This is a genomic window from Pseudomonas sp. NPDC087612 (assembly GCF_044743505.1).
Lineage (GTDB): Bacteria > Pseudomonadota > Gammaproteobacteria > Pseudomonadales > Pseudomonadaceae > Aquipseudomonas.
Map to the genome: position 1 here is coordinate 335,588 of NZ_JBIUWO010000005.1, position 18,071 is coordinate 353,658.

19 protein-coding genes are annotated in these 18,071 nt (G+C 63.0%); 8 read left to right on the top strand and 11 right to left on the bottom strand.

Going from position 1 to position 18,071, the window contains the following annotated elements; translation table 11 throughout:
* The first annotated feature begins 209 nt into the window (after positions 1-209).
* On the top strand, positions 210-1,715 hold the full coding sequence (gene mqo / locus ACIOVF_RS12840) for a malate dehydrogenase (quinone) (RefSeq protein WP_045196012.1): 1,506 nt from the start codon (positions 210-212) through the stop codon (positions 1,713-1,715).
* Positions 1,716-1,767: 52 nt separating this feature from the next.
* On the opposite strand, the gene ACIOVF_RS12845 is transcribed toward mqo, so the two are convergent.
* The 3 genes from ACIOVF_RS12845 to ACIOVF_RS12855 form a co-directional block, all read right to left on the bottom strand.
* Positions 1,768-2,058 carry a PA4642 family protein gene (locus ACIOVF_RS12845; protein ID WP_401289814.1) on the bottom strand — a complete coding sequence of 97 codons (291 nt, stop codon included), beginning with the start codon at positions 2,056-2,058 and terminating at the stop codon, positions 1,768-1,770.
* 70 nt (positions 2,059-2,128) lie between these two features.
* Positions 2,129-2,596 carry a hypothetical protein gene (locus tag ACIOVF_RS12850; RefSeq protein ID WP_045196008.1) on the bottom strand — a complete coding sequence of 156 codons (468 nt, stop codon included), beginning with the start codon at positions 2,594-2,596 and terminating at the stop codon, positions 2,129-2,131.
* 86 nt (positions 2,597-2,682) lie between these two features.
* Positions 2,683-3,240 (bottom strand): hypoxanthine-guanine phosphoribosyltransferase, encoded by a 558-nt coding sequence (locus ACIOVF_RS12855; protein WP_010225758.1) that lies wholly within the window; start codon positions 3,238-3,240, stop codon positions 2,683-2,685.
* A 164-nt stretch (positions 3,241-3,404) separates the two neighbouring features.
* On the opposite strand from ACIOVF_RS12855, the gene upp reads away from it, so the two are divergent.
* Both upp and ACIOVF_RS12865 read left to right on the top strand, forming a co-directional pair.
* Positions 3,405-4,043 carry a uracil phosphoribosyltransferase gene (gene upp / locus ACIOVF_RS12860; RefSeq protein WP_045196006.1) on the top strand — a complete coding sequence of 213 codons (639 nt, stop codon included), beginning with the start codon at positions 3,405-3,407 and terminating at the stop codon, positions 4,041-4,043.
* Between the two features lie 2 nt (positions 4,044-4,045).
* On the top strand, positions 4,046-5,320 hold the full coding sequence (locus tag ACIOVF_RS12865; protein WP_093387948.1) for a uracil-xanthine permease family protein: 1,275 nt from the start codon (positions 4,046-4,048) through the stop codon (positions 5,318-5,320).
* A gap of 62 nt (positions 5,321-5,382) precedes the next feature.
* Here ACIOVF_RS12865 and hemH read toward each other — a convergent pair whose 3' ends face one another.
* On the bottom strand, positions 5,383-6,396 hold the full coding sequence (hemH, locus tag ACIOVF_RS12870; protein ID WP_045196002.1) for a ferrochelatase: 1,014 nt from the start codon (positions 6,394-6,396) through the stop codon (positions 5,383-5,385).
* Positions 6,397-6,409: 13 nt separating this feature from the next.
* Positions 6,410-7,315: a TIGR01777 family oxidoreductase gene (locus ACIOVF_RS12875; RefSeq protein ID WP_093387946.1), complete on the bottom strand. Its 906-nt coding sequence runs from the start codon at positions 7,313-7,315 to the stop codon at positions 6,410-6,412.
* 186 nt (positions 7,316-7,501) lie between these two features.
* On the opposite strand from ACIOVF_RS12875, the gene ACIOVF_RS12880 reads away from it, so the two are divergent.
* The 5 genes from ACIOVF_RS12880 (at position 7,502) to ACIOVF_RS12900 (ending at position 12,678) form a co-directional block, all read left to right on the top strand.
* Positions 7,502-8,488, top strand: a complete 987-nt coding sequence (locus ACIOVF_RS12880) for an NAD(P)/FAD-dependent oxidoreductase (RefSeq protein ID WP_045195999.1) — start codon at positions 7,502-7,504, stop codon at positions 8,486-8,488.
* Between the two features lie 155 nt (positions 8,489-8,643).
* Complete coding sequence (locus ACIOVF_RS12885; protein ID WP_045195997.1) at positions 8,644-9,612, top strand: DUF523 and DUF1722 domain-containing protein; 969 nt, start codon at positions 8,644-8,646, stop codon at positions 9,610-9,612.
* Entirely contained in the window at positions 9,602-10,507 is a 906-nt protein-coding gene (locus tag ACIOVF_RS12890) for a MerR family transcriptional regulator (protein WP_045195995.1), read from the top strand. Before ACIOVF_RS12885 ends, ACIOVF_RS12890 begins: the two co-directional genes overlap by 11 nt.
* A gap of 9 nt (positions 10,508-10,516) precedes the next feature.
* Complete coding sequence (gene phrB / locus ACIOVF_RS12895; RefSeq protein WP_045195993.1) at positions 10,517-11,959, top strand: deoxyribodipyrimidine photo-lyase; 1,443 nt, start codon at positions 10,517-10,519, stop codon at positions 11,957-11,959.
* On the top strand, positions 11,956-12,678 hold the full coding sequence (locus ACIOVF_RS12900) for an SDR family oxidoreductase (RefSeq protein WP_045195990.1): 723 nt from the start codon (positions 11,956-11,958) through the stop codon (positions 12,676-12,678). The genes phrB and ACIOVF_RS12900 overlap by 4 nt, the downstream gene beginning before the upstream one ends.
* A 24-nt stretch (positions 12,679-12,702) precedes the next feature.
* Here the strand turns inward: ACIOVF_RS12900 and ACIOVF_RS12905 are convergent, their stop codons facing one another.
* From ACIOVF_RS12905 to hemA, 6 genes are all read right to left on the bottom strand, one after another.
* Positions 12,703-13,221, bottom strand: a complete 519-nt coding sequence (locus tag ACIOVF_RS12905; protein WP_045195988.1) for an acyloxyacyl hydrolase — start codon at positions 13,219-13,221, stop codon at positions 12,703-12,705.
* Positions 13,222-13,336: 115 nt separating this feature from the next.
* Positions 13,337-14,137 (bottom strand): glutamate racemase, encoded by an 801-nt coding sequence (gene murI / locus ACIOVF_RS12910; protein WP_045195986.1) that lies wholly within the window; start codon positions 14,135-14,137, stop codon positions 13,337-13,339.
* Entirely contained in the window at positions 14,130-14,885 is a 756-nt protein-coding gene (locus ACIOVF_RS12915; RefSeq protein ID WP_195885663.1) for a molybdopterin-synthase adenylyltransferase MoeB, read from the bottom strand. Before ACIOVF_RS12915 ends, murI begins: the two co-directional genes overlap by 8 nt.
* The gene (prmC, locus tag ACIOVF_RS12920) at positions 14,879-15,709 is read right to left on the bottom strand and encodes a peptide chain release factor N(5)-glutamine methyltransferase (RefSeq protein WP_401289825.1); all 831 of its coding nucleotides are present in this window, start codon (positions 15,707-15,709) and stop codon (positions 14,879-14,881) included. Before prmC ends, ACIOVF_RS12915 begins: the two co-directional genes overlap by 7 nt.
* Positions 15,710-16,792, bottom strand: coding sequence for a peptide chain release factor 1 (gene prfA, locus ACIOVF_RS12925; protein ID WP_045195980.1), 1,083 nt, complete (start codon positions 16,790-16,792; stop codon positions 15,710-15,712). It lies immediately after the preceding gene.
* Complete coding sequence (hemA, locus tag ACIOVF_RS12930; RefSeq protein ID WP_045195978.1) at positions 16,789-18,066, bottom strand: glutamyl-tRNA reductase; 1,278 nt, start codon at positions 18,064-18,066, stop codon at positions 16,789-16,791. The genes prfA and hemA overlap by 4 nt, the downstream gene beginning before the upstream one ends.
* Positions 18,067-18,071 lie beyond the last annotated feature (5 nt).

The following is an 18,071-nucleotide window of genomic DNA, read 5'->3' on the forward strand; positions in this document are numbered from 1 at the left end:
GCCTGAAACCGGTCCATAACGCACGACGGATACCTTGACCATAAGTCGAATTGCCGCACCGGCTGTAAAATGCGTTCATAGGCAACGCAAAGCCCGGTTGGTGGTGTCCGCTGAAGTTGCAAAAACTGCGAATAATCGGACATGGCGATCCTGGCAAGCCAGGGATCCTATGCTGTCAATTTGGTGCTGAAGATTTTGGAGACGCGTTAATGGCGCAGAACGAAGCAGTCGATGTAGTACTGGTAGGGGCAGGCATCATGAGTGCCACCCTGGCCGTACTGCTCAAGGAACTCGACCCGGCGATCAAGCTGGAAGTCGTCGAGTTGATGGATTCGGGTGCCGCGGAAAGTTCCAACCCGTGGAACAACGCCGGGACCGGCCATGCCGGGCTGTGTGAACTGAACTACACGCCACAGGCCGCCGACGGCAGCATCGATATCAAGAAAGCGGTGCATATCAATACCCAGTTCGAGGTGTCCCGGCAGTTCTGGGCCTACCTGAGCAAAAAGGGTGCGTTCAGCTCGCCGCGGGCGTTCATCAACCCCGTGCCGCACCTGAGCTACGTCGAGGGCGAGAAGGGCATCAGCTTCCTCAAGAAGCGTTTCGAGATGCTCAAGCAGCACCACGCCTTCAGCGAAATGGAGTACACCGAAGACAAGGCGGTGATGAACGAGTGGATGCCGCTGATGATGCCGGGTCGCCCTGCCGACCAGCAGATCGCCGCCACCCGCGTCATGAAAGGCACCGACGTCAACTTCGGCGCGCTGACCAACAAGCTGCTCAAGCACCTGGCCAACGCCCCCGAAGCACAGGTCAAGTACTGCAAGAAAGTCACCGGCCTGCGCCGTAACGGCAGCGGCTGGACCGTCAGCATCAAGGACGTCAACAGCGGCAGCAGCCGTGAAGTCGATGCCCGCTTCGTGTTCCTCGGCGCCGGTGGCGCGGCCCTGCCGCTGCTGCAACTGTCGGGTATCGAAGAGAGCAAGGGCTTTGGCGGCTTCCCGGTCAGCGGCCAGTGGCTGCGTTGCGACAACCCGGAAGTGGTCAAGCGCCACCAGGCCAAGGTCTACAGCCAGGCCGCGGTAGGTTCGCCACCGATGTCGGTGCCGCACCTGGATACCCGCGTGGTCGACGGCAAGACCTCGCTGCTGTTCGGCCCGTACGCAGGCTTCACCACCAAGTTCCTCAAGCACGGCTCGTTCCTCGACCTGCCGCTGTCGGTACGCATGGGCAACATCGGCCCGATGCTGGCCGTGGCCCGCGACAACATGGACCTGACCAAGTACCTGGTCAGCGAAGTGATGCAGTCGATGGAGCAGCGCCTGGATTCACTGCGCCGCTTCTACCCCGAGGCCAAGGCCGAGGACTGGCGTCTGGAAGTGGCTGGCCAGCGCGTGCAGATCATCAAGAAAGACCCGAAAAAAGGCGGCATTCTGCAGTTCGGTACCGAACTGGTTGCAGCCAAGGACGGCTCCCTGGCCGCCCTGCTCGGTGCTTCCCCTGGTGCTTCGGTAACCGTGTCGATCATGCTGGATCTGATCGAGCGCTGCTTCCCCGAGCAAGCCAAGGGCGCCTGGGCGGCCAAGCTCAAGGAAATTTTCCCGGCCCGGGAAAAGGTCCTGGCCACCGACGCTGCCCTGTACCACAAGATCAGTGCGTACAACGACGAGGCCCTGGGCCTGGTCGAAAGCAGCCCGGCGCAGAGCTACGCATAATCTGCCGGCATAAAAAAACGCCCTTCGGGGCGTTTTTTTATGGGCGCTGGTATCAGCCGCGAGCCTTGTCGATGATCTCGGTGTACTCGGGCGCATTGCGCTGATCCGCGATGGCTTCGACGAAGGTCTTACCGTGCTCGTTCCTGCCGTCCAGGTCATAACCAGCCTCGACGAAGAAGCCGACATAGCGCTCGAAGTCATCGACGCGCAGGCCGCGGTAGCCCTTGATCAGCTTGTGATGCGAAGGCGAAGTTACGCCATCGGCCGGCTCGTATTGCAGGAACGACTTGATGTAGTCGTCACTGATCTCATCACCAATCACTTGCTTCTTGTCTTTACGCATTGCCGACTCCAACTGAACCATCACGGACATTTTCACGGGCCGGCAGTTTACCCCCGGGCAACGCCGGCACTCAACGCGCGCGTACGCTTCCGGTATGCAGATCGGCCCAGATGTGACCGTTGGGGTAGCTGAGGAACTGCACATAGACGGTATCGTTGCGCAGCAGGTCGAGCATCACCCGGTACTGGGCCAGCGGGTAGTTGAGTGTGAGGGTTTTGCTTTTGTCGTCGAACACCGGCTTTTTCAGGCTTTTGCTTTCGGCATCGAAGCTGACCAGTACCTGGCTGATGGTCGCGCCCTTGCTCAGCGGCTTGCCCTTGAGGCGCAGAATCAACGGTGAGGTGACCGGAATCGGTTGCTGGTTGGACTGGCGCTGGTTGCCCACTACCACCGAATAGCTGGTGACCTGCAGCAACTGCTGCGAATCGGCAACTTCCTTACGCAGCCCGAGGTCGTCGGGCGGCAGGAACTGGCTGTGCAGGGGCGCCGCGGCCAGCGGCATGCTCAGCAGGAACAGCAGGGGGAAAATCGCACGCATGTCAGGCTCCTTGGGGGCAGCCTGGCACTCTAGCATGGGGTAAGGCAAACGGGGCAAGCCGGGTCGACCGGCCCCGCCTGTGGACCTCAGAGACCCTTTACAGCGTAGATACCGTTAGCGTTGCGCCAGTAGCCTTTGTAGTCCATGCCATAACCGAACACATAGCGGTCAACACAGCTCAAGCCGCAGAAGTCGGCCTTGAGGTCGGCGCTGGCCTTGCGGTCGTGGTCCTTGTCGATCAGCACGGCAGTGTGCACGGCGCGGGCACCGGCATGCTTGCAGAAATCGATGATTGCGCTGAGGGTATGACCTTCGTCAAGAATGTCGTCGATGATCAGCACGTCACGATCGATAAACGAGACTTCCGGCTTGGCCTTCCAGAACAGGTCGCCGCCGCTGGTCTGGTTGCGGTAGCGGGTGGCGTGCAGGTAGGACGATTCCAGCGGGAATTGCAGATGGGTCAGCAGTTTGCCGGCGAAGATCAGGCCGCCGTTCATCACACAGAACACTACCGGGTTGCTGTCGGCCAGCACCTCGGTGATTTGCGCGCCCACGCGGGCGATGGCGGCCTCGACTTCGGCTTCGGTGTGCAGGCAGTCAGCCTCGCGCATGACTTGACGGATGTGCTCGAGATCGGCGGACATGGCGCTCTCCAAGGGGCGGCAATTGAGAAAAGCGGGCAAAGGTACGCATCCCGTCGCATCAGATCAAGCATTTCTGGACTAACGTCCAGTAAGTCTGAGGACATGCATGGCTGAATAGATTAATCTAGCGCGGTTTTTTTGCCCGCCCCCCGGAGCTTTTCCCTATGCCTACCCGTGAGATCCGCCATCCGCTGATCCGCCACAAGCTCGGCCTGATGCGCCGCGCCGACATCAGCACCAAGAACTTTCGCGAGCTCGCCCAGGAAGTCGGCACGCTCCTGACCTACGAAGCAACCAAAGACCTGCCGCTGGAAAGCTACGAAATCGACGGCTGGTGCGGCAAGGTCCAGGTCGAGAAGATCGCCGGCAAGAAGATTACTGTAGTACCGATCCTGCGCGCCGGCATCGGCATGCTCGACGGCGTGCTCAGCCTGATCCCGGGCGCCAAGGTCAGCGCCGTGGGCGTGGCCCGCAACGAGGAGACCCTCGAGGCGCACACCTACCTGGAAAAACTCGCCCCGGAGATCAACGAGCGCCTGGCGCTGATCATCGACCCGATGCTGGCCACCGGCGCCTCGATGGTCGCCACCATCGACCTGCTGAAAAAGGCCGGCTGCAAGGACATCCGCGCGATGGTCCTGGTTGCCGCCCCCGAAGGCATCGCCGTGGTCGAGAAAGCCCACCCGGATGTGCAGATCTACACTGCCTCGATCGACCAGTGCCTGAACGAGCACGGCTACATCATCCCGGGCCTGGGCGATGCCGGTGACAAGATCTTCGGTACCAAGCAGAAGGACGCCTGAACATGCAGGATGAGTTCAACGACCCGCTCTGGCGCCAGGTCGTCTCCGGCGCGCAGATGCTCTTCGTCGCCTTTGGCGCGCTGGTATTGATGCCGCTGATTACCGGCCTCGACCCCAACGTCGCGCTGTTCACGGCGGGTTTGGGAACTCTGCTGTTTCAGATAGTGACCGGCCGTCAGGTGCCGGTATTCCTGGCCTCGAGTTTCGCTTTCATCACTCCGATCATCCTCGCCAAGGGCCAGTTCGGCCTGGCCGAGACCATGGGCGGGGTCATGGCGGCGGGCTTCGTCTACACCTTCCTCGGCCTTGCGGTAAAAATCAAAGGCACCGGCTTTATCGACCGCCTGCTGCCACCGGTGGTGATCGGCCCGGTGATCATCTCGATCGGCCTGGCAATGGCGCCGATTGCCGCCAACATGGCCATGGGCAAGGCCGGTGACGGCGCCGAGCTGCTGCCGTACGGCACCGCGATGATGATCTCCATGCCGGCGCTGCTGACCACCCTGATCGTCGCGGTGTTCGGCAAGGGTATCTTCCGCCTGGTGCCGATCATTGCCGGGGTGCTGGTGGGCTTTGCCCTGTCGTTCTACTTTGGCGTGGTCGACACCGCCAAGATCGCCGCCGCGCCCTGGCTGGCGCTGCCGCACTTCACCGCGCCAGCGTTCAACTGGCAGGCGATCCTGTTCATCGTACCGGTGGCCCTGGCGCCGGCGATCGAGCACATCGGCGGGGTGATTGCGGTGGGCAGCGTGACCGGCCGCGACTACCTGAAAAAGCCTGGCCTGCACCGCACCCTGCTCGGTGACGGCATCGCCACCACCACTGCCGGCCTGTTCGGCGGGCCGCCCAACACCACCTACGCCGAAGTGACCGGCGCGGTGATGCTGACCAAGAACTACAACCCGAAGATCATGACCTGGGCGGCAATCTTTGCCATCACCCTGGCCTTCATCGGCAAGTTCGGCGCGCTGCTGCAGAGCATTCCGGTGCCGGTAATGGGCGGCATCCTCTGCCTGCTGTTCGGCTCGATCGCGGCGGTGGGCATGAACACCATGATCCGCCACAAGATCGATCTCAGCGAAGCGCGCAACCTGGTGATCGTGTCGGTAACCCTGGTGTTCGGTATCGGCGGCGTGCTGATCGGTAGCGGCACAGGCCCCGATGACTGGGGCCTGAAGGGCATCGCCCTGTGCGCGGTGGTGGCTATTGCCTTGAACCTGCTGCTGCCGGGTAACGACAGCTGGAAGAACAAGGCGCTGGACGATCAGTTGCCTTGATCTGAAGGTCTAGCCCCCTCCCAAGCAGTCTGTGGGAGCGGGCTAGACCCGCGATGAGGCCCTCAAGCCTCTTCGCACATCCCCTTCAACGCCTGCACCCACTGCGGGTGATCATTCAGGCACGGCACCAGCACCAGCTCTTCGCCGCCGGCCTCGACAAACTGCTCGCGCCCGCGGTCACCGATCTCTTCCAGGGTCTCGATGCAATCGGCGACAAACGCCGGGCACATTACCAGCAGCTTTTTCACCCCTGACTTGCCCAGCTCGTCCAACCGCGTTTCGGTGTACGGCTCGATCCACTTCGCCCGCCCCAGCCTTGACTGGAACGACACCGACCACTTGCCGTCGGGGATGCCCATCTTCTGCGCGAACGCCTGGGCGGTGCGCAGGCACTGGCCGCGATAGCAGACCGCAAGCACCTCGGGCGAAGCGGTGCGGCAGCAATCGGCGTCCTGGAAACAATGCTTGCCGGTGGGGTCGAGTTTTTTCAGGTGTCGCTCGGGCAGGCCATGGAAGCTGAGCAGCAGGTGATCGTAATCCTCCTGCAAGTATGGCTGCGCGCTGGCTACCAGGGCGTCGATGTATTCCGGCTTGTCGTAGAACGGCTGCAGAATCGCCATCTCGAGCGGCAGCTTGTGCTCGCCAATCACCTGTTTCGCCTGCTCGATGACCGTGGTCACGGTGCTGTCGGCAAACTGCGGGTACAGCGGCGCCAAGGTGACCTTCTTCACGCCCTGGCTGGCCAGGCGCGTCAGCACCGTCGGCAACGAAGGCTCGCCGTAGCGCATGGCGATTTCCACCGGGCCGTGGCTCCACTGCTCGCGCATTGCGGCCTGCAGGCGGCGGGTCAGCACCACCAGCGGCGAACCCTCGTCCCACCAGATCGAGGCATAGGCATGGGCCGATTGCTCCGGGCGCTTGATCAGGATCAGCGACACCAGCAGCCGCCGCACCGGCCACGGCAGGTCGATGACATAGGGGTCCATGAGAAACTGATTGAGGTACCGGCGCACGTCGGCGACAGAGGTGGAGGCCGGTGAACCCAGGTTGACCAGCAGCAAAGCGTGATCGGTCATGCAACGTCCTATTTCAGAGGCGCCTGGACAGTTCATCCAGGGCCGATTGCAGATCATTGAAGCGGAAGGTAAAACCGGCCGCCAGCAAACGTACCGGCCGCGCCCGTTGCCCGCCCAGTAGCAAGGTCGACAATTCGCCCAGCCCGGCCTTGAGCAGCAGCGCCGGCATCGGCATCAATGCCGGGCGGTGCAGGGCCCGGCCCAGACGCCTGGCGAACTCGCGGTTGCGCACCGGCTCCGGGGCGCAGGCATTATAAGGACCGCTGGCATCCTTGTGCTGCAAGAGAAAATCAATCAGGGCGATCTGGTCGTGTATATGGATCCACGGCATCCACTGCCGACCGTCGCCGATAGGCCCGCCCAGCCCGAGTTTGAACGGCAGGCGCAGGCGCGACAAAAAGCCGCCCTCGCTCGCCAGCACCAGCCCGGTACGCACCAGCACCACGCGAATCCCCAGCGGTTGCGCGGCCATGGCGGTTTCTTCCCAGGCGATGCACAGCTGGCTGGCGAAATCCTCCTTGACCGGCTGCGAAGCCTCGGTGAGTTCGCGCTCGCCACCATCGCCATACCAGCCTACCGCCGAACCCGAGATCAGTACCTCGGGGCGCTGCTGACGCTTCTCCAACCAGGCCAGCAATTGCTCGGTCAAAGTGATACGACTGGCCCAGAGCAAGGCGCGACGGCTGGAGCTCCAGGGCCGGTCGGCAATCGGTGCGCCGGCCAGATTGATCACCGCGTCCACGCCGTCGTCATCGGCCAGCTCATCGAGCCGGGCTATGCCACGCACCCCGGAGCCACACAACTTGCCCACCTGTTCAGGGCGCCGACTCCATACCGTCAGCCGATGTCCCTGGGCCAGCCAGTGCTGACACAGGTGTTGGCCGATCAACCCGGTACCGCCGGTCAGCAATATATGCATGGCTGTGTCCTCGCATGGCGCGCCAGTGGTCTATTTTTAACAACAAGGCACTTTTTTGACCGATCGCTCTCGGATAAACATAGGCCAACCTGTGGTAACGAGCGGAATCATCTTATACAGGATTCGTGCATTGTACAGGTTTGCCGGGCAGCGTAGTCTGCAACCATTAGGTTCGAAGAGGCCATCATGACTGTACCTATTGCCATCATCGGGGCCGGTATCGCCGGCCTGTCCGCCGCCCAGGCGTTGCAAAAGGCCGGGCAGACCGTTCATTTGTTCGACAAGGGCCACGGCAGCGGCGGACGCATGGCCAGCAAACGCAGCGATGCCGGCGCCCTTGATCTCGGCGCCCAGTACTTCACGGCCCGCGACCGGCGCTTTGTCGACCAGTTGCAGCAATGGGTAGCGGCCGGTTGGGCGGCCGAATGGAAGCCGCAGCTGTATCACTATCAGGATGGCGTACTGAGCCCCTCCCCCGACGAGCAGACGCGCTGGGTTGGCGTGCCGCGCATGAGCGCCATCACCCGCGGCCTGCTCAAGGATGTCACGGTAAACTTCAGCTGCCGTATTGCCGAAGTCTATCGCGGCCAGAAGTACTGGCACCTGCAGGACACCGACGGCTGCAGCCACGGGCCGTTCAGCCGGGTGGTAGTCGCCGTGCCGGCGCCTCAGGCCACCCAGTTGCTCAGTGCTGCGCCCAAGCTGGCCGCCACTGCCGCCGGCGTGCAGATGGACCCGACCTGGGCCATCGCCCTGGCGTTCGACACCCCGCTCGACACCCCGATGCAAGGCTGCTTCGTACAAGGCAGCGCCCTCGACTGGCTGGCGCGCAACCGGAGCAAACCCGGGCGCGACGAACACATGGACACCTGGGTGTTGCATGCCACTTCCAGCTGGAGCAAGCAGCACATCGACCTGCCCAAGGAGGCGGTGATCGAGCAACTGTGGGGCGATTTCGCCGAGCTGGTCGGCTGCGTGGTGCCCGCCCCGAACTTCTCCCTCGCCCACCGCTGGCTGTATGCCCGCCCGGCCAGCAATCACGAATGGGGCGCCCTGGCCGACGCTGACCTGGGCCTGTATGCCTGTGGCGACTGGTGCCTGTCGGGCCGGGTCGAAGGCGCTTGGCTCAGCGGCCAGGAAGCGGCCCGTCGGCTGCTTGAGCATCTGGAGTAACAGCTGCCGGGGCTGCTCCTGTTCAGCCCCGCCTGACATTTTCGACATCCTGCACAAAAGTTGTACAAGTGGTTTGACTTGCACAGGTTTGCCCCTATGATGGGATTTACCTGTACATAAAACTTTATTTGTACAATATTTTTCAGGATCTGTTCATGAACGCTCGTGACCTGCCGCGCAAGCCCCGCATTGCTGTCAGCGCCTGTCTGATCGGCCAGGAAGTGCGTTTCAACGGCGGCCACAAAGCCTCGCGCCTGTGCAACGAGGTCCTCAGCGAACACTTCGATTTGGTCCCGGTTTGCCCAGAAGTCGCCATCGGCCTGGGCGTGCCACGTGCACCCATCCGCCTGGTAGGTGATCCTGCCGACCCGCAGGCCGTGTGCAGCCGCGACCCCGGCCTGGATCTGTCCGGCCCGTTGCGCGCTTACGGGCAGCAGATGGCCAAGGATCTCGACGATATTTGCGGCTACATCTTCATGCACAAATCCCCCTCCTGCGGCCTGGAGCGAGTCAAGGTCTATCAGGCCAATGGCTATCCAGCGCCCGAGGGCGGCCGCGGGTTGTTCGCCGCCGCCTTCTGTGAGCAGCGTCCCGATTTACCGGTGGAAGAAGATGGCAGGCTCTGTGATCCGGTGCTGCGCGAGAACTTCATCACCCGGGTATATGCCTACGCCGACTGGCAGCAGCTGATCGCCGCTGGCGTCAGCCGCGGCGCCCTGATCGCGTTTCATTCCCGCTACAAGTACCAGCTGATGGCGCACAACCCGCAGCAGTACAAAGTCCTGGGCAAGCTGTTGGGCAGCATGGGCCGCGACGACGATCCCGAGTTGCTCGCCCCGCGTTACTTCAGCCAGTTGATCCAGGCCCTGAGCCGCTGCGCCAGCCGTGGCACCCACAGCAATGTACTGTTGCACCTGAGCGGTTACCTGCGCGATGCCTTGAGCCGCGCCGACAAGCAGGAAATCCAGCAACTGATCAGCCAGTACCATGCCGGCGTGGTGCCGCTGGTGGTGCCGCTGACCCTGCTCAAGCATCATTTGCGCAACCATCCCGACCCCTACCTGGCGCAGCAGGTGTACTTGCAACCGCACCCGGAAAACCTGAGCCTGCGCAATGCCATCTGAAGCCCTGTTGCCGATCCGCGAGGTGACGCGCCTGACCGGTATCAACCCGGTCACCCTGCGTGCGTGGGAGCGTCGTTACGGCTTGATCGTGCCGCAACGCACCGGCAAGGGGCATCGCCTCTACAGCCAGGAAGACGTCCAGCGTATCCAGCAGATCCTCACCTGGCTTGACCGGGGCGCGGCGGTCAGCCAGGTCAAAGCCTTGCTGCAAGCCAGCCCGGGGGAGTCACCGTCGCCGGCCGGCAGCGACTGGCAGGCCCTGCGCGAGCAACTCAAGGAAGCCATCGCCGCCCTCGCCGAGCGCCGGCTTGAGCAGCAGGTGAACCAGGCCATGGCCCTATACCCGGCGGCAACCCTCTGCGAACAACTGTTGATGCCGCTGCTTGCCGACCTCGAACTGCGCTGGCAGGGCCAATTCGCCACTGGCCTTGAGCAGGTGTTCTTTTTCTCGTGGCTACGCAGCAAGCTCGGGGCGCGGGTCTATCACAACAACCATCAGCTCGGCGGCGCCCCCTTGCTACTGGTAAACGGCTCTGACCTGGCCTTCGACCCACGGCTGTGGCTGACGGCCTGGCTGGCCAGCAATGCCGGTTACCCGGTGCAGGTCTTCGACTGGCCACCACCGGGCAACGAGCTGAGCCTGGCGGTCGCCCAGTTGCGGCCATGGGCGTTGCTGCTGAGCATCGACAAGTCGCTGGACATCGCCCGCTTACAAAGAAACCTGGCCGACGTCGAAATTCCGAAACTCCTGTGCGGCCGCGCAGTCAGCATTCATAAGCATGCCCTGCAAGCCTGGACGGACGAGACGCTGTTTGTCCTCGATTCGCCCCAGGCGGCGCTTCAGTGCCTGCGCCAACTCAGGGGCGAACAGCCTGAATTTCACCTTCAAGGGTAACCAAACAGCATGCAACTGATCTGGCTGCGCAGCGACCTGCGCGTAATTGACAACACTGCACTGGCAGCAGCCTGCGAACGCGGCCCGACCCTGGCAGTATGGCTGCTCAGCCCTGGGCAGTGGCAGGCCCATGACGATGCGCCGTGCAAGGTCGACTTCTGGTTGCGCAACCTGCAAAGCCTGCGTGCGGCACTGGCGCAGTTGAACATCCCCCTGCTGATCCGCCACGCCGACACCTGGCAGCAGGCACCGCAGGTCTTGCTGCAGCTGTGCCAGGAGCATCAGGTGCAGGCGCTGCACTTCAACGAGGAATATGGCGTTAATGAAAGCGCCCGCGACCAGGCGGTGCTGGCTGCCCTGGGCGAGCACGGTATTGCCGCGCACGGCTATCTTGACCAGTTACTGTTCCGCCCAGGCAGCATCCTGACCCGCAGCGCCAGCTACTTTCAGGTCTTCAGCCAGTTTCGCAAAGTGTGTTACGAACGCCTGCACCTGGGCGTGCCACCCTTGGTCAACCCAATCAGGGCGCAAGCGCCGACGGCTGTCGCCAGCGATCCGGTTCCCGTTGAGGTAGCCGGTTTCCCACACCCTGCGCAGGCCTTGCGCGAGCTCTGGCCTGCCGGTGAAGAAGAAGCACAGCACCGCCTGCAACGCTTTATCGACGAATGCGCCGAGGACTACCAGAATCAGCGCGACCTCCCCGCCGTCGCCGGCACCAGCCAGCTGTCAGCCTACCTGGCCGCCGGGGTGATATCGCCGCGTCAGTGCCTGCATGCCGCGCTGAACCACAACTTCGGCGAGTTCGACAGTGGCAACCGCGGCCTGGTGACCTGGATCAACGAGCTGCTCTGGCGCGAGTTCTACAAACACATCCTGGTGGGCTATCCACGGGTCTCGATGCACCGTGCCTTCCGCCCGGAAACCGAGGCCCTGCCCTGGCGCCATGCACCGGAGGAACTCAAGGCCTGGCAACAAGGACAGACCGGCATCCCGATCATCGATGCGGCCATGCGCCAATTGCTTGCCACCGGCTGGATGCACAACCGCCTGCGCATGATCGTTGCCATGTTCCTGACCAAGAACCTGCTGATCGACTGGCGCGAGGGCGAGCGCTTTTTCATGCGCCACCTGATCGATGGCGACCTGGCCGCCAACAACGGCGGCTGGCAGTGGAGTGCTTCGACCGGCACCGACGCAGCGCCCTATTTCCGCATTTTCAACCCTGTGAGCCAGTCTCAGCGTTTCGATAGCGCAGGGCATTTCATTCGGCAATGGCTGCCTGAGCTTGCCGACCTGGATGAAAAAAAAATCCACAATCCCGTGCCAGGTGGCGATCTTTTTGCTACTAATCATTATCCGCAGCCCATTGTGGACCTCGGTAGCAGTCGCCAACGTGCGTTGAGTGCATTCAAGAATTTACCCACGCGGCAGGAAGAGAGGGCAGTCATGTGAGCGAACCCATCGCGCGCAAGGTGTGGGTCACCGGCGCAAGCAGCGGCCTGGGCCTGGCGCTGGTGCAACAACTGCTTGAGCAGGGCTGGAAAGTCGCTGCCAGCGGACGTCCTTCGCCCGAGCTCAAGGGCCTTTCGCAGCTCAACCCCGAGCAGTTGCTGCTGCTTGACGGCAATCTCGATGATGGCACGCAGGCCGCACACGCTGGCCAGCAACTCCAGGCCCACTGGGGCGCCCTCGATTGCCTGCTGGTGAATGCTGGCACCTGCGATTACCTGGACCCTGGCCTGCCGCCGACGGCCATTTTCGAAGCCATCGCCAGCAGCAACCTGAGCGCTTCGGTTCATTGCTTGAACGTGGCAGTGCCGCTGCTGGAAAAAGGCCAGGCGCCACAGGTGCTGGCTGTGCTCAGCCGTTATTCGGCGCTGCAACTCTACGAGCCCAGCCAGCCGGCAACCCCGGACAACAACCTGACACAAGTGTTTCGCGCTGAGCGGCAGAAGCTCGAGAGCAAAGGCATCGCCTTGACCGTGGTCGCACCACAGGCGTTGAAAACGCCACTGCTGGCGGTTCAGGTCCGACCTGAACAATGGACGCCGGAAACTGCTGCCGATGTGATCATCCAGCGTTTGCCAGAGCGCGCCCCCGAGCTACTGCTCGAAGCCCTCAACCTCAACAGCCTCTGGCCACTGCCCGAACTACCTGCAAGCCCTGTGTAAAACACAGGGCTGTGCTCTTTCAGGTCAGAGCGGCATGCGGTAGTGCAACGCGTAACTTTCTACCCCATCGTTGGGCGTTTGCAGCCCGGCGTTGGAGTAGTGGATCGCCCGCACGCCGACTTCATGCCCGCCGGCAAAGCGCAAACCAAAGCCGATGCGATCTTCGAACTGGAACGAAGAGCCGAGTTTGTTGCTTTCAACTTCGGTACTGGAGAATGCGGCCACACCAATACCGGCTTCGATATAGGGTTTGACCGACTCACCGGCGAACTCGTAAACGAACACCGGCGCAAACGACAGGCTGTGGTTACTCGACTTCTCGTCGCCATCCCAATAGGTGTAGGCACCGTCCCAATAGCCGGTGATACGGCCTACGCTGGTTTGCCACCAACTGACATCCCAGTTCGATTGCAGGCCGAGGCGATAGGTCATGGTCGAGTCGCCGGTCTGCCCGACCGATAACGACACGTCCGCTGCTTGAGTTGTGAAAGATTGCCCCAGGGTAACGGCTGCAAGAGCAGCCAAGCAAAGCAGTTTCTTCATGAGAAACGTCCTTTTTCCTAATGCTGTTGTTGGTTTTTCTGTCTCACCAGACAATAAATAGAAATCGGCAGCGTTGCGTTAGTTCAGTCAATGTTGAGTGCTTTTCACACTTTTTTTACATTGGAAAGCTTCGCACACTGTCAGATTTATTCCACAACATTGGAAGGATCTTTCGCAAATGTTCAGGGCTGGCACTGGTCCAGAATTGCGCATCGCGCGCCGGTCCTGCAGCCAGCAATTCACCCTCGCCCAACAGGCGCTGCAATTGCCGGGCAACGGCGGCGCCGGTATCGATGATCGCCACCGAGGCGGGGATCATTTGCGCCAGCAGAGGCTTGAGGAAGGGGTAATGGGTGCAGCCCAGGATCAGGGTATCGCAGCCGGCGTCGAGCAAGGGCTTTACATACCCCTGGAGCATCTCACGCACCACCGGGCTACTCAGGTCGCCAGCCTCGATGCACTCCACCAGGCCCGGGCAAGGCTGGGTGATCACGCGAATGTCGTTGGCAAAGCGATCGAGCAAGGCAACGAACTTGGCGCTTTGCAGGGTGCCGGTGGTGGCCAGCACGCCGACCACACCGCTGCGGGTCGCGGCAGCGGCGGGTTTGACCGCAGGCTCCATCCCGACGATCGGCCAGTGCGGATACTGTTCGCGCAAATCTGCCACTGCCGCCACGGTGGCGGTGTTGCAAGCCAGGACCATGGCCTTGGCGCCTTGCTCGCGGAAGAACTCGGCGACCATGCGACAGCGCTGGCGGATGAACGCCGGCGACTTCTCGCCATAGGGGATGTAGCCGCAGTCGCCGACGTACAGCAGCGACTCGTCGGGCAGCAGGCGCTGGATCTCGGCCAGTACCGACAGGCCGCCGACTCCGGAATCGAAAACGCCGACCGGCGCCGCCGCAGCGTCAGCCATGATGCTCGCCACACACGCTGCAGCCCGGGTCGCGCTTGACCCGCAGCTCACGGAAGCGGCTGCCAAGGGCATCGATCAACAGCAAGCGCCCCACCAGCGGCTCGCCGAAACCGGCCAGCAGCTTCAGCGCCTCAAGTGCTTGCAGGCTGCCAACCAGCCCCACCAGCGGGCCCAACACGCCGGCTTCGCTGCAGGTCAGTTCGGCTTCGCTGCCGTGCCCGTACAGGCAGTGGTAGCAGGGGCTTAGCGGGTTACGCGGGTCGAACACCGACAACTGCCCTTCCAGGCGAATCGCCGCGCCGCTGACCAACGGTTTGCCGTGGGCGACGCAGGCGGCATTGACCGCTTCGCGGGTAGTGAAGTTGTCCGAGCAATCGAGCACCAGGTCCACGGCCTTGACCGCTTCAGCCAGGGAGTCCTCATCCAGCGCGCGGCGATGCGCTTTGAGGGTGATTTGCGGGTTGATCGCGGTGAGCCGGGCAAGCGCCGAATCAACCTTGCTCAGGCCTACCGACGCACTGTCGTGCAAGACCTGGCGCTGCAGGTTGGTGACATCCACCGTATCGAAGTCGGCCAGGTGCAATTCGCCAACCCCGGCGGCCGCCAGGTACAGCGCCACTGGCGAGCCGAGACCGCCGAGGCCGACGATCAGCGCCGTGCTGTTTTTCAGCCGCAACTGACCGTCGATATCCACCTGCGCCAGGAGGATCTGCCGGCTGTAGCGCAACAGCTCCTGGTCGCTCAGCACGACAGCCGCCCCAGGGTGATGCGCTCGTGGCCGTTGAGGTCGAGGCGGCTTTCGATCTGCTCGAAATCATGCCTGGCCAGCAGCTCGCGCACGGCGGCGGCCTGGTCGTAACCGTGCTCGAGCAGCAGCCAGCCAGCCGGCAGCAGGTGCGCCGGCGCCTGGCTGACGATGCAGCGCAGGTCGTCCAGGCCGTCTTCGCCGGAGACCAGCGCGCTGCTGGGCTCAAAGCGCACGTCACCGGCCACCAGGTGCGGGTCGGCGGCGGCAATGTACGGCGGGTTGCTGATGATCAGGTCAAAGCGCTCGCCGGCCAGGGCATCGAACCAGTGGCTGCTGCGCACGTTGACGTTGTTCAGTTGCAGGCGCTGGCGGTTGCGCTCGGCCAGGGCCACGGCTTCGAGCACGCGGTCGACCGCGGTGACCTGCCACAACGGGCGCTCACTGGCCAGGGCCAGGGCAATCGCCCCGGTGCCGGTGCCCAGGTCGAGCAGCTTGACCGCACTACCCGGCAGCAACTGCAGGGCGGTTTCCACCAGCAGCTCGGTTTCCGGACGCGGGATCAAGGTATGCGGGGCCACTTCCAGGTCGAGGTTCCAGAACCCCTGCTGACCCAGAATGTAGGCCACCGGCTCGCCGGCGCGGCGGCGCTGCAGGTAGTCGGCAAAAGTCAACGCCGCTTCGCTGCTGACAATCCGCTCCGGCCAGGTGTGCAGGTAGCTGCGCGACTTGCCGATGGCCGCCGCCAACAGCAGTTCGATATCCAGACGCGCGGTCGGCGAATCCGGCAGCTCCGCACCGCGGAGCAAGCTGGCAATAATCGTCATTTACTCACCCAGTGCCGCCAGTTGATCCGCCTGGTACTCGGCCAGCAACGGCTCGATTACCGCGTCGACCCCACCGGCCAGAACGTCATCCAGGGAATACAGGGTCAGGTTGATGCGGTGATCGGTCACCCGCCCCTGTGGATAGTTGTAGGTACGAATTCGTTCAGAACGGTCACCCGAGCCGACCAGCAGCTTGCGCTCGCTGGCCATGGCATTCTGCGCCGCGCTGGTCTGGATGTCGTTGAGCTTGGCCGACAGCCAGGACATCGCCCGGGCACGGTTCTTGTGCTGGGAACGTTCTTCCTGGCACTCGACGACAATGCCGGTGGGCAAGTGGGTGATGCGGATTGCCGAGTCAGTCTTGTTGATGTGCTGACCACCGGCACCGGAGGCACGGTAGGTGTCGACACGCAGGTCCGCCGGGTTGATCTCGATCGCCACCTGCTCGTCCGGCTCCGGCAGCACCGCCACGGTGCAGGCCGAGGTGTGAATGCGGCCCTGGGATTCGGTCTCGGGTACACGCTGGACGCGGTGCGCACCGGACTCGAATTTCAGCTTGCCGTAGACGCTGTCGCCTTCGACCCGGGCAATGATTTCCTTGTAGCCGCCGTGTTCGCCCTCGTTCTCCGAGAGAATTTCCAGGCGCCAGCCGCGCTTTTCGGCATAGCGCGAATACATGCGGAACAGGTCGCCGGAAAAGATCGCCGCCTCGTCACCACCGGTACCGGCGCGGATTTCCAGGAACACGTTGCGCCCGTCGTTGGGGTCCTTGGGCAGCAACATGCGCTGCAGCTGGTTTTCCAGCTGCGCCAGTTGCTCCTTGGCTTCGCGCACTTCTTCCACGGCCATTTCGCGCAGGTCCGGGTCGCTGTCCTTGAGCAGCGCCTGGGCGCCGGCCAGATCATCCTGGACCTTGCGCCACTGGGCGTAGGCAACGGCTACCGGCTCGACTTCAGCGTATTCACGGGAATAGGCGCGAAAGCGCGTCTGGTCGCAAATGACCTCGGCATCGCCCAGCAGGGCGGTCAGTTCCTCGAAACGGTCCTGGAGTGTGTCCAGTTTATTCAGCAGCGACGCTTTCATTGCGGGGTTTTATCCGTCGAACCCTCGGAGAGGGCAAAGAGTTCCTGGGCCATGGCCAGCGCATCGAGGCGGCCTTCGGCAGAGAGCTTTTTCAGTTGCACGCTGGGCGCATGCAGCAGTTTGTTGGTCAGGCCACGGGCCAGCTGCACCAGCACCTCGTCGGCACTGGCGCCATTGGCCAGCAGGCGCTGGGCCTTTTGCAGCTCTTCGTCGCGCAGGCGCTCGCTCTGCTGACGGTAAGCCTTGAGTACATCCACCGCGGCCAGCTCGCGCAGGCGCAGCATGAAATCTTCGGCGCCCACCGAGACCAGCTCTTCAGCGGCCTGGGCAGCACCCTGGCGGCTCTTGAGGTTCTCGGCGACCACTTCGTGCAGGTCATCGACGGTGTACAGGTAAACGTCATCGAGCTCGCCCACCTGTGGCTCGATATCGCGCGGCACGGCGATGTCGACCATGAAGATCGGCTTGTGCCGGCGCTGCTTCAGGGCGCTTTCCACCGCACCCTTGCCGAGGATCGGCAACTGGCTGGCGGTGGAGCTGATGACGATATCGCTGTTGACCAGCTCCTGGGGAATGTCGGCCAGCAGCACCGCATGGGCGCCGAACTGCTCGGCCAGGGTGCTGGCGCGCTCCAGGGTGCGGTTGGCGACGACGATGCGCCGCACGCCCTGCTCGTGCAGATGGCGGGCGACCAGGGTGATGGTTTCACCGGCGCCGATCAGTAGCGCCTGGCTGCGGCCCAGGTCGCTGAAGATCTGCTTGGCCAGGCTCACGGCGGCAAAGGCCACCGACACCGGGTTTTCGCCGATGGCGGTATCGGTACGCACCTGCTTGGCAGCGCTGAAGGTCGCCTGGAACAGCCGCCCGAGCAGCGGGCCGATGGTTCCGGCTTCGCGCGCCACGGCATAGGCCGACTTCATCTGGCCGAGGATCTGCGGCTCGCCCAGCACCAGCGAGTCGAGCCCGGAGGCCACCCGCATCATGTGCCGCACGGCATCGTGATCTTCATGGATGTAGGCGCTGGCGCGCAGTTCATCCAGGCTCAGTTGATGATATTCGGCCAGCCAGCGCAGGATGCTCTCCGCAGCCAGGTGGTCCTGCTCTATATAAAGCTCGCTGCGGTTGCAGGTCGAAAGGATCGCGGCTTCGCGGCTGGCGGTCAGTCGGCAGAGCTGCTGCAAGGCGTCCACCAGCTGCTCAGGGGTAAACGCCACGCGCTCGCGTACGTCTACCGAGGCAGTCTTATGGTTGATACCGAGGGCAAGAAAGGCCATGCAAG